An 11,721-nucleotide genomic window follows, 5' to 3' on the forward strand; every position below is an offset into this window, starting at 1 on the left:
AAAGGTCACGCATTGTCGGCGATGTTGACCGTGGTGCGCACGCCCACGTCCGCCCGGTGGGCCTGCAGCCAATCCTGGCCGGCCGCCCTGCCCAGGTCGAACAAGCGGCGCACGAAGGCCAGGTCCGCCCGCAGCTTGCTGGCGGCTCCGAACGGCTCGAGCACCGCGCCACCATCGATGCGGTGCATGCGCACGCTCTTGTAGCGGCGCGCGTCCAGCTTGCCTTCGGCCAGCAGCCGCCGCACGAACTCGATGGCGCGCAGCTCGGACAGCAGGGCGGCGTTGAACGTGACTTCGTTCATGCGCTCCATGATCTCGCTGGCACTGTCGGGCACGCCCTGGTGCTCAATGGGGTTGATCTGCACCAGCAGCACATCGGCGCAGTCGGTCTTGTAGATCAGCGGATGCAGCGCGGGGTTGCCGGAATAGCCACCGTCCCAGTAATGCTCGCCGTCAATCTCCACCGCCTTGAACAGCAGCGGCAGGCAGGCCGAGGCCATGACGGCATCGGCACTGAGCCGCTTGCCGGTGAAAATCTCCCCGCGCCCCGTGCGCACATTGGTCGCGCACACGAACACCTGCGGCACAGTGGTGGACTGCGGCGCACGCGCAGAAACCAGGGCCTCGAAGTCCACCTCGCGCTCCAGCACCCTCCGCAGGGGGTTGATGTCCAGCGGATTGGTCTGGTAGGGCGACAGCCAGTGGGACATCATGCCCAGCAGCGGCCCGGCACCGGGCAAGGGGATGCCCCAGGTCAGGCTGCCGAGTGTGCCCACGCCTTCCCACAGCCGCGCCAGCGTGGCGCGCGCCAGTTCGCAGCCGGCGCGGTGCGCCTCCAGCGGGTCTTTGTGTTCCCGCGCGGCCTGGGCGAATCCGTGGGCCAGCGCAACGGCATTCATGGCACCGGCGCTGGTGCCGCTCACGCCGTCGATGAGGAACTGGCCGTCTTCGAGCAACGCATCCAGCACGCCCCAGGTCAGCGCGCCATGCGAGCCGCCGCCCTGCAGCGCGAGGTTGAGCCGCCGCGGCGCGCCCTGCTCAGGCATCGATGGCCTGCCCCTTGTTCATGGCCACCATGCCGCGCACGATGCGGTAGAGGAACCAGATGGACATCAGGCCCCAGGCGATCCAACCCGGGAAAAAGAAAACCAGCCACAGCGGCGCAGTGACCGCGTACAGCACGCCGGCCCAGATCACGGTGCGCACGCGCCAGGAGAAATGGCTGGCCTGCCAGGTACCCGCGGCATCGCTTTTCTTCACCAGGTCGATCACCAGCGCGACGATGAGCAGCGCGGCGCTAGGCTGCGCGCCCGGCAGCACCGCCGCCACGGCCACGATCAGGTGCAGGATGTAGCTGACCCATCCGACCGTCTTGAGGGATTCGGCCCGCTCGCTGGGCTCCACGTCGACGATATCGTTGTTCATCACGCACCTCCTTCTTCGCTGCTGCGGGCTGCGGCCTTGCGCAGGGCCTTTTCTTCGATGCCGCTGATGCCCTCGCGGCGCTCCAGCTCGGCAATCACGTCGGCGGGGGCAAGCCCGTAATGCGCCAGCGCGATCATCGAATGGAACCACAGGTCGGCCACCTCGTACACCAGCTTGGCCTTGTCGGCGCCATGGTCCAAGTCCTTGGCCGCCATGACCACCTCGGTCGCCTCCTCGCCCACCTTCTTGAGGAAGGCGTCAGGCCCCTTGTGCAGCAGCCGCGCGACGTAGCTCTTGTCAGGGTCGCCGCCGTTGGCGGGCTTGCGGCTCTCGATGACGCCGGCCAGCCGCGCAAGCGCGTCCTGCGACAGAGGGGCATGGGTATCGGTGCGGGTCATGGCTTCTTATTTGTAGATGGATTCGGGGTCTTTCAAGATCGGATCGACAGCCTGCCAAGCGCCATTCTGGAGAGCGTTGAAGAAGCAGCTGTGACGGCCCGTGTGGCAGGCAATGCCGGGCTCGTGGCCCAGCTGCGTCACCTTCAGCAGCACCACGTCGCTGTCGCAGTCCAGGCGAATGTCGTGCACCTGCTGCACATGGCCCGACTCCTCGCCCTTGAACCACAGCTTGCCGCGCGAGCGGCTGTAGTACACGGCGCGGCCCAGCTCGGCGGTCTTGGCCAGCGCCTCGCGGTTCATCCAGGCAAACATCAGCACGTCGCCCGTGGCGGCCTCCTGCGCAATCACGGGCACCAGGCCCTGCGCATCCCATTTCACTTGATCAAGCCAGTTCATGGTGTCCATTGTCGGTCATCGGCAGTTACAACGCCGATGTATGCTACATTTTTTATAGCTTACAGCACTTGTTGGAAGCGCGCTACAGGCCTTTTCGGCATCCATTCGCGGCGTCAGAGCCGCACGGGGATGCCGCGCTCGCGCATGCGCTCCTTGGCCTGGCGCACGGTGAACTCGCCGTAGTGGAAGATGCTGGCCGCCAGCACCGCATCCGCGCCGCCCTGCTGCACCCCATCGGCCAGATGGTCCAGGTTGCCCACGCCGCCCGAGGCGATCACGGGCACGCCCACGGCGTCGCTCACCGCACGGGTGAGTTGCAGATCAAACCCGCTCTTGGTGCCGTCGCGGTCCATGCTGGTCAGCAGGATCTCACCCGCACCGCGGCGCGCCATCTCCACGGCCCACTGCACGGCGTCCAGGCCGGTGTTCTTGCGCCCGCCGTGGCTGTACACATCCCAGCCCTCGCCGCGCTCGGCCACTTCCGCGCCCTGGCGGCGCTTGGCATCGATGGCCACGACGATGCACTGCGCGCCGTACTTGGCCGAGGCCTGGCTGATGACGTCGGGGTTGGCGATCGCGGCGGAGTTGAAGCTGGTCTTGTCCGCGCCCGCATTGAGCAGGCGGCGCACATCTTCCACGGTGCGCACGCCGCCGCCTACGGTCAGGGGGATGAAGACCTGGCTGGCCACGGCCTCGATGATGGGCAGAATCAGGTCGCGCCCGTCGCTGGTGGCGGTGATGTCCAGGAAGGTGAGCTCGTCGGCGCCCTGCGCGTTGTAGCGCGCGGCGATCTCCACCGGATCGCCCGCGTCGCGCAGCTCGACAAAGTTGACACCCTTGACGACACGGCCACCGGTCACGTCAAGGCAGGGAATGATGCGTTTGGCAAGCATGCGCCAGCACTCCGGCTTTTGAAGAAGAAGGGCCGCAAGATACCATGGGCGGCGCCATGCTCAGCTATTGAATCAATAGCTTTTCGCGCTCGTCGGATTTGGTTTCCAAACCATTTCCCCCATCAATTCCTTGATTGACAAGCGCGACCAGCTATCAATCAAGGAGCATCGCCCAGTCGGCGCGCCTCGCCATCCTGCCAGCGCCAGGCATCCCGGCACATGGCCTGCACATCGCGTCGCGCGCGCCAGCCCAGCAGGCGCTCGGCCAGGGCTGGGTCGGCCCAGCAGGCGGCCACATCGCCGGGGCGGCGCGCCACCACCTGGTAGGGCACGGCACGGCCGCTGGCCTGCTCGAACCCGCGCACCATCTCCAGCACCGACACCGGCCGTCCCGTGCCGAGGTTCACCGTGAGCAGCCCCGGATGCGCGCGCAGGTAGCGCAGCGCGGCCACGTGGCCCTCGGCCAGGTCGCACACGTGGATGTAGTCGCGCACGCCCGTGCCGTCGGGCGTGGGGTAGTCGCCGCCGTACACGCTCAGCACCTCGCGCTGGCCCGTGGCCACCTGGGCCACGTAGGGCATGAGGTTGTTGGGAATGTCCTGCGGGTCCTCGCCGATCAGCCCGCTCTCGTGCGCGCCCACGGGGTTGAAGTAGCGCAGCCGCGCAATGCGCCACTGGCCGGGCTCGGCGTGGTCCACGTCGGCCAGCACCTGCTCCATCATCAGCTTGCTCCAGCCGTAAGGGTTGGTGGCCGAGAGCGGGCAGTCCTCGCGTATCGGCAAGGAGGCCGGGTCGCCATACACCGTGGCGGACGACGAGAACACCAGCTGGCGCACGCCCGCCTGCCGCATGGCCTGCAGCAGCGTGACCGTGCCCGCGACGTTGTTGTCGTAGTACGCCAGGGGCTCGCGCACCGATTCGCCCACCGCCTTGAGCGCGGCGAAGTGGATCACCGCCGTGAATTCGTGGCGTGCAAACAACTGCTGCAGCAGCGCCGCGTCGCGCACGTCGCCCCGCACGCATTCGGGCTCGCGCCCCGTGATGCGCCCGATGCGCTCCAGCACCGAGGGGCGGCTGTTGCCAAAGTTGTCCAATACCAGGAACGGCTCGTTCGCCTGAGCCAGCGCCACACACATGTGCGAGCCGATGTAGCCCGCGCCTCCGGTCACCAAGATCACAGATCCCTCCTATATGCGTACAAGTCTGGTCGGGATTGTGGCAAACGCAGTGTTAACAAACGTGACAATCCGATGGATCGGGAAATCAATCGATGTGATTCTGCGCCCCATACAATTTGAAGTTTGGGTACGCAAGCCCTCCAAAACCCTATTGGCAGCCCCTTACGGTCCCATGGCCCTCCGCTTCCTTTTGCAGTTGTTGCAGTTGTGCACGCGCCTGGCATGGGGGCTGGCCTTGCTGCCGCTGGCCTGGAGCGCCCAGGCCGCCACGCCCGCGGTGGCGCTGTACTACGGCCATGAAATTCCCCTGGGCGAGTTCCGCGCCTTCGACCTGCTGGTGGTGGACCCCGACCACGAGGCGGCGCGCCAGGCCCGCGCGCTGGAGCCCGCCACCAAGGTGTACGCCTATGTCTCGGTGACCGAGGTGCAGCCCTCGCGCGCCTACCACGCGGACATCCCGGCGGACTGGAAGCTGGCGCGCAACCAGGACTGGCAGTCCGAGGTCATCGACCAGAGCGTGGCGGCATGGCCCGATTTCTTCGCCAGCCGCGTCGTCGCCCCCCTGTGGGAGCGGGGCTTTCGGGGGTTCTTTCTCGACACGCTGGACTCCTACCGCCTGGCGGGCACGTTCGACGAGCAGGCCCAGCAGCAGGGGCTGGTGCGGGTGATCGAGACGCTGCACCAGCGCTTCCCCGGCATACGGCTCATCCTCAACCGGGGTTTCGACATCCTGCCGCGGGTGCGGGGCATGGTCGAGATGGTGGCCGCCGAATCGCTCTACCAGCGCTGGAATGCCAGGACCCGGCGCTACGAGGAAGTGCCCGAACAGGACCGGCAATGGCTCATGGACCAGCTGCGCACCGTCCGGCAGCGCGACGGCCTGCCCGTGCTGGTGATCGACTACGTCTCGCCGCACGACCGGGCGCTCACGCGCGCCACCGCTCAGAGGATCCTGCAGGACGGCTTCATCCCCTGGGTCACCGACGCGCAGCTGGCGACCATCGGCATGGGCAGCATCGAGCCGGTGCCGCGACGCGTGCTGGTGCTCTACAACGGCGGCGAATCGCCCGCGCTCAACTACGCCAACGCCCACCGCTTCCTGCAGATGCCGCTCAACCACATGGGCTACGTGACGGACTACGTGGACGTGCGCGACAGCCTGCCCGGCCTGGTGGCGCGCGACCGCTATGCCGGCGTGGTGAGCTGGTTCTCCGGCTACGTGCCTGCGGCGAAACGCGCCGGCCTGAGCCAATGGCTGCAGGCGCGCATCCACGAAGGCATGCCGCTGGCGGTGGTGGGCGACTGGGGCATGGCGCCCGACCGCGCCCTCACGCGCAGCCTGGGGCTGGCGCTCGACAGGGCCGAGCCCCAGGGCGCATTGCGCCAGGTGCAGCTCGCCCCCATGATGGGGCTGGAGAACCCGCTTCCCCTGCCCTCCCGGCAGACCGAGCTGGTGCAGCTGGCGCCCGACATGACGCGCCAGGCCCAGCCCCTGGTGGAGCTGCGCGACGCCCGCGGCCGCACCTTCGTTGGCGGCGCCATCACCCCCTGGGGCGGCTTCATTCTCGACCCCAACGTGCTGTTCGAGATCCCCGGAACGGAGGACGCGCGCTGGCTGGTCGATCCCTTCGCCTTCCTGCAGCAGGCCCTGCGCCTGCCCGCCATTCCGGTGCCCGACACGACCACGGAGAACGGCCGCCGCCTGTTGCTGGCCCATGTGGACGGCGACGGCTTCCCCTCGCTGGCGGAGTTCCCCGGCAGCCCGCTGGCCGCGCAGGTGCTGCTCAAGGAGATATTCGAGAAGTACCGCATCCCCCAGACCATGTCCGTCATCGAAGCCGAGGTGGCTCCCGACGGCCTGTACCCCGGCCTGAGCCCGCGCATGGAGGAAGTGGCGCGCAAGATTTTCCGCCTGCCCCACATCGAGGTCGGCAGCCATACCTATAGCCACCCCTTCCTGTGGGACGCGAACGTGCAGCACGGTCTTTTCAAGGAGAACCCGGAGGCGGCGCAGTCCCTGGTGGTTCCCGGCTACACCATGGACCTGGAGCGCGAGATCGTGGGCTCAAGCCACTACATCAACGAGCGCCTGGCGCCCAGCGGCAAGCCCGTCAAGGTCCTGCAATGGACGGGCGACACGGCGCCCAGCGCCCGTGCGCTGGAGATCACCCACCGCGCCGGGCTGCTGAACATCAACGGCGGCGACACCTCCATCAGCCGCGCCAACCCCTCGCTCACGGCCGTGGGGGCGCTGGGCATCCGCAAGGGCGGGTTCTTGCAGGTCTACGCCCCCATCACCAACGAGAACATCTACACCAACCTGTGGACGGGGCCGTACTACGGTTTCGAGCGCGCCATAGAGACCTTCGAGATGACGGACAGCCCCCGGCGCATCAAGCCCGTGGGCATCTACTACCACACCTACTCGGCCAGCAAGCCCGCCGCGCTCAAGGCGCTGAAGAAAGTCTACGACTGGGCCCTCGCGCAGCCCCTGCACCCCGTACACGCCTCCGAGTTCGTCACCAAGGTGCAGGACTTCTACGACTACGCCATGGCCCGCGATGGCGAGGGCTGGCGCCTGCGCAGCAGCAATGGCGCCCTGCGCACCGTGCGGCTGCCCCCGGCGCTGGGGCTGCCCCGGCTAGGCGCCAGCCAGGCCGTGGCGGGCTGGCGCCGGGGCGGCGAAGGCCTGTACGTGCACCTGAGCGGACCGTCCGCCTTCCTGCAAACGGACGGCCGCGAGGCCGCCACCCCCTACCTGCACGACGCCAACGCCCGCCTGGTCGACTGGCAGGCCGAGGGCGATGGCCGGCGCGTGCAATTCACGCTCCAGGGCCATGTGCCGCTGGAGTTTGCCCTGGCCAACACCCAGGCCTGCCAGGTGCGCGCCGGCCAGCGCACCCTCACCGCCCTGCGCCCTGCCGCACAGGACCGCACCGCAGTGCAACAGTTCAAGCTGCCCGATGCCGCCGCCCAGATCCAGATCCTCTGCCCAGAGCGTTGAGCGGCCCATCCTTGCGCCCAACTGGCTCGTCGCGCTGCTCACCGCCATGGCGTGCGGCGCGCTGTGGCTGCTATACCCGCGCCAGAATCTGGAGCAGCGCCTGGCGACGAGCGGCGAGACCGAGCTGTCCACCGCCTACCTGAACAACCTGCTGCGCAGCGACCCCGACAACCCGCGCCTGCGCCTGCTGCTCGCGCAGCGCCAGATCGCCCATGGCGACACCGCCAGCGCGCGCACGACGCTGCAGCCCGCCCTGGACTCGGCCGACCCCGCATTGCGCAAGGAAGCGCTGTGGGCGCAATGGGACCTGCTCCACTCCGAGTACCGGCATGTCCCGGACCGCGAGCCTGACAGGCGGCTCGCGCTGCTCGATGGGCTGCGGCGGCACATACGCCAGCTGGCGCAGGAAAGCTGGCCCCAGGAGCGGCAGGATAGGCTGGCAGCCTTGGCCGGCCAGTTCGGCGAGCAGGAGATCGCCCTGGCACTCAGTCGCCGGGAAGCCCCGCAGGACCCGCGCGAGGCCGCCCTGTACTACGAGCGCGAAGCCAGGGAAGCGCTGGCGCGCGGCGACTACGAGGGCTGCGCGCAGCTCTACCTGTCCGCGCGCGACAGCACCCCCGACCCAGCCCAGGCCAAGGCGTACTACGGCGCGGCCATTGCCGCACTGCGGTCGGGCAACCAGACCGCGGCCGCCCTGGAGCTGGCCGAGCGCGAGCTGGGCCCCCTGGCCGACGACCCGCAGACCCTGTTCATGCTCACGCAGCTGGCACGCGCCGCAGGCCGCCCCGACGTGGCCGAGCACTACGTGCGCCGCCTGCTGCGCATGGCGCTCGAACGGCAGGTCACCCAATGGGCCAGCGCCGAGCAGGACTTCGCGCTGCGGCCCGTCGCCTGGCGCCCGCAGCCGCCTGCCGCGCTGGCGGGGCCGGTGTTCGACGATGGCGCCGACCTGCTCGTGCATCCGGCCCTGCGCCTCGCGCAGCAGGTGGCGGACAAGGCCTCCGCCCGGCCTTCGCCCGCCCTGCCCTTCGACGACAAGACCTACACCCTGGGCTACGAGGTGTTCCTGGAAAACCGCAAGCTCGAGGACGCCTGGACCATCGCCAACGCCGCGGTGCGCCAGAACCCCGCCGACATGCGATGGCGCGAGCGCCTGGCACAGGTGTCTGAGTGGACGCAGCGCCCCGGCATCGCGCTGGAGAACTGGCTCGTCCTGGCGCGCCAGACGAACCAGGACGCCGCCTGGCAGGCCGTGTTGCGGCTGGCGCCGGGCCAGTTCGACGATGCAGCGCTGGTGCAGGCGCTGCGCCACCAGCTGCGCAGCCGCTCCGGCGACCCGCGCCTGATGCGCGCCCTGGTCGATGCGCAGGAACGCCTGGGTGAACCCCAGCCCGCCATCGACTACCTGCGCCAGCACGCGCAGGACCCCGAGGCGCTGGAGCTGCTGGCGCAGCTGGCCGAACGCGCAGGCCAGCCCGATCTGGCCCTGCAGACCTGGCGGCAACTGCTGGCCGACCCTGCACAGATCACCCCCGAGCGCGCCATGCATGCCGCCGTGCTGGCCCTGCAGCACCGCCAGCCCGAACTGGGCCTGCAATGGCTGCAGGCCGTGCAGGACCACCCTCCTGCGTCCGCTGAAGCGGCCGCCGAGCTGTGGCGCTTCACGGGCGACCTGGCCAGGAGCCGGGCGCGCGACCAGCTCGCCATTGCCGCCTACCGCAAGCTGGTGGACGCGCAACATGCCGACGTCGCGGACTACGACGCACTCATCGGCCTGCTGCAGCAGGACCAGCCCCTGGAGGCCGCCAAGGTGGCACTGCTGGCCTGGCAGCAGCACGATGAGCCGCGCCACCTGATCGAGGCCCTGACCCTGTACTCCAGCCGCAACCAGTGGAACGAATTCGCGCACGCCCTGGATCAGCTCGACCCCACCCCCGACGCCGCGCGCCATTCCCTGGCCCGAATGCGCCGCTCGGGGCAATTCCTGCGCCTGGTGGGCGGCTACCACCACAACGCCGGGCGGTTCGCAGAGGCGCGGCAGTACTACGAAGAGGGGCTGGCCATCGATCCGGCGTCCTCCGACATGCGCCAGGCACTGCTGTGGCTGCTCATCGACAGCAACGACGCGGCCTCGATCCGCCGGCTGCTGGCCGCGCACGAACAGGCCTGGAGCGCGGACGAGGACCTGCATGAGGCGCTGGCGGCCGCCTACCAGGCCTTGTCGCTGCCCCAGGTGGCGCTGCACCGCTACCTCAGCCCCCATGTGGCCGAACGCGAAGGCGACTTCCTCTGGCTCATGAACTACGCCGATGCCCTGGAGCAGAACCAGGAGGCGGATCGCGCCTGGCGCCTGCGCCGCCACCTGCTGTCGCAACAATGGCAGGAGGGGCGGAACGGCCGGCGCCTGACTCCCGCGCAGGCGCGCCAGCGCTGGCTCACCGAGGAAGGGCTGGAGGCCACGCAGCGCGTCGCCCGCGCGCGCCTGATCCTGCTGCAAAGGCCCGGCGACCCTGCACAGGAGGTGCTGCGCGAGCTACTGCGCCTGGATCGCGATGCCCAGGGCGGCTACTCCAACGCCGCGGCCGAAACCGCCATAGGTTGGCTGCAGGACGCCGGCGAATACACGGCCGAACGCGGCTTCCTGTGGCACCAGTACGCGCGCAGCCGCAGCCTGCGCACCAATCGCCCGCTGTGGGCCGAGATCACCGTGGCCCTGGCCGAGGACGACAAGGCCGCCGCGGGCCAGCTGCTGCAGGAATTCGACGAGCGCCTGCCGCGCTACGACCGCGTCAATACCGCTGCCGCGGTGGGCGACATCCGCCTGGCGCAGAGCGCCGCCTTCGAGACGCAGGAAAGCCAGCCCGACGACAACCCGCTGCACCTGCAGCTCACGGACAACCTGCTGGCCTTCAGCGACCACGCCGGCATGCTCTCGCGGCACAGCGACCTGGGCGCCATCGACGAAGATCAGGCCGAGGCCCGGCTGCACCTGGCCATCAGCCCGCGCCTGTCGCTGGACCTGGACGCGAGCCGCATCCAGCGCCGCGTCACGGCGCCCGACCAGCTGCGCGACGCACCCGGCGAGGACATCGCGGGCGCGCTGCTGCGCTGGGGCCATGCCGACGGCGAGACCCGGCTGCGCGTGGCCAGCCGCCGGGGGTACGCGGACACCACGCCCCTGTCCATCGAGCACGAGCAGCGCCTGGACAACCGCCTGTCCCTGCGCGGCGAACTGGGCTGGCACCTGCCCAGCGAGGAAAGCCTGGCGCTGCGCCTGGGCGGCATGAAGACGCGCGTGGCCGCTCACCTGCGCTACCAGGCCACGCGCCAGGACAGCCTGCTGCTGTCGCAGTGGAGCGAGCAGTACCGCCTGCAGACGGGCGCCGAGGTGGGCCGCGGGCGCCACACCGCGATCGAATACTCGCACGCCTACCGCCAGGACGCGCCCACGTGGGAATGGGGCGCCTTCTGGTCCACCCACCGCTTCGAGCGCCGCCACCCCTTCTTCCTGGGCCAGCAGGGCCAGGACTTCCTGCAGCGCTTCGCGCCCGCGGGCGTCACGAGCCTGGGCCTGGACTACTTCCTGCCCGAGAGCTTCCAGTTCTACGGCGTGCGGCTGTCCACCAACATGCGCTTCGAGCAGGACCACACGCGCGCGCTGCGGCCCTTCGCGAGCGTAAGCCTCACCCGGCACAGCCTGCTGGGCGCGGGCTACGACCTGCGCCTGGGGCTGGCCGGCAGCGTGCTGGGCCCGGACCATTTGCGCCTGAGCTTCGGCCTGGGCAAGTCAGGCGTGCAGTCCCTGGGACTCACGCGCGTGCTGGAACTGTCGTACCGGCTTCATTTTTAAGACCATCGAGGAGAACCCTTCATGCTCCACCGCCGCCCCTCTCGTGCACGCCAGCTGGGACTGCTGCTGGCCACGGGCGCGATCGCCCTTCTCAGCGCCTGCTCCACCCTGGACCAGAGCCACCCGCCGCAGCTGGCCCGCCAGGCGAGCTGGGTGGTGCTGCCCTTCGCCAACCACACCGAGACCCCGCTGGCGGGCCAGCGCGCCGAGGCCATCGCCCAGGCGCTGCTGAGCGCGCAGGGCGTGGGCCAGGTGCGCCGCACTCCCGCCACCACGCAGCAGGAAGCGCTGTTCGGCGCCGGCGACGCGCAGCGCTCCGAAGACGCGCTGGCCTGGGCGCGCGAGCAGAAGATCCGCTACGCCCTCGCGGGCAGCGTGGAGGAGTGGCGCTACAAGGTGGGCGTGGACGGTGAGCCCGCCGCAGGCGTCACCCTGCAGATTCTGGACGTGGCCACGGGCGACACCCTGTGGAGCGGCTCGGGCGGCCAGAGCGGCTGGAGCCGCGAGGCGCTGTCGGCGGTGGCGCAGAAGCTGATCCGCAAGCTGTTGCAATCCGGCCTGGCCGGCAGCCGCTGAA

The 11,721-nt window shown here is 69.5% G+C and carries 9 protein-coding genes; 3 read left to right on the forward strand and 6 right to left on the reverse strand.

Features of this window, described 5'->3' with window-relative positions; translation table 11 throughout:
- Positions 1 to 5: 5 nt before the first annotated feature.
- The 6 genes from MRB47_RS16580 to galE form a co-directional block, all read right to left on the reverse strand.
- Complete coding sequence (locus MRB47_RS16580; RefSeq protein ID WP_252101233.1) at positions 6 to 1,046, reverse strand: patatin-like phospholipase family protein; 1,041 nt, start codon at positions 1,044 to 1,046, stop codon at positions 6 to 8.
- Positions 1,039 to 1,425 (reverse strand): DUF4870 family protein, encoded by a 387-nt coding sequence (locus MRB47_RS16585; protein ID WP_252101234.1) that lies wholly within the window; start codon positions 1,423 to 1,425, stop codon positions 1,039 to 1,041. The genes MRB47_RS16580 and MRB47_RS16585 overlap by 8 nt, the downstream gene beginning before the upstream one ends.
- Positions 1,425 to 1,823, reverse strand: a complete 399-nt coding sequence (locus tag MRB47_RS16590) for a phosphoribosyl-ATP diphosphatase (RefSeq protein ID WP_011804226.1) — start codon at positions 1,821 to 1,823, stop codon at positions 1,425 to 1,427. The genes MRB47_RS16585 and MRB47_RS16590 overlap by 1 nt, the downstream gene beginning before the upstream one ends.
- A 6-nt stretch (positions 1,824 to 1,829) precedes the next feature.
- On the reverse strand, positions 1,830 to 2,228 hold the full coding sequence (hisI, locus tag MRB47_RS16595) for a phosphoribosyl-AMP cyclohydrolase (RefSeq protein ID WP_252101235.1): 399 nt from the start codon (positions 2,226 to 2,228) through the stop codon (positions 1,830 to 1,832).
- A gap of 104 nt (positions 2,229 to 2,332) precedes the next feature.
- Entirely contained in the window at positions 2,333 to 3,112 is a 780-nt protein-coding gene (hisF, locus tag MRB47_RS16600; protein ID WP_252101236.1) for an imidazole glycerol phosphate synthase subunit HisF, read from the reverse strand.
- 158 nt (positions 3,113 to 3,270) lie between these two features.
- On the reverse strand, positions 3,271 to 4,290 hold the full coding sequence (gene galE / locus MRB47_RS16605; protein WP_103737805.1) for a UDP-glucose 4-epimerase GalE: 1,020 nt from the start codon (positions 4,288 to 4,290) through the stop codon (positions 3,271 to 3,273).
- A gap of 172 nt (positions 4,291 to 4,462) precedes the next feature.
- On the opposite strand from galE, the gene MRB47_RS16610 reads away from it, so the two are divergent.
- The 3 genes from MRB47_RS16610 to MRB47_RS16620 are packed head-to-tail and all read left to right on the forward strand — an operon-like array spanning position 4,463 to position 11,720.
- On the forward strand, positions 4,463 to 7,294 hold the full coding sequence (locus MRB47_RS16610) for a bifunctional glycoside hydrolase 114/ polysaccharide deacetylase family protein (protein WP_252101237.1): 2,832 nt from the start codon (positions 4,463 to 4,465) through the stop codon (positions 7,292 to 7,294).
- A complete protein-coding gene (locus tag MRB47_RS16615; RefSeq protein ID WP_252101238.1) occupies positions 7,254 to 11,144 on the forward strand; it encodes a tetratricopeptide repeat protein in 3,891 nt (1,296 codons plus the stop codon). The genes MRB47_RS16610 and MRB47_RS16615 overlap by 41 nt, the downstream gene beginning before the upstream one ends.
- 21 nt (positions 11,145 to 11,165) lie before the next feature.
- Positions 11,166 to 11,720 carry a hypothetical protein gene (locus MRB47_RS16620; protein WP_011804220.1) on the forward strand — a complete coding sequence of 185 codons (555 nt, stop codon included), beginning with the start codon at positions 11,166 to 11,168 and terminating at the stop codon, positions 11,718 to 11,720.
- Position 11,721: the final 1 nt, after the last annotated feature.

Source organism: Diaphorobacter sp. LI3 (assembly GCF_022807955.1).
Taxonomy (GTDB): Bacteria; Pseudomonadota; Gammaproteobacteria; order Burkholderiales; family Burkholderiaceae_C; genus Diaphorobacter; species Diaphorobacter nitroreducens.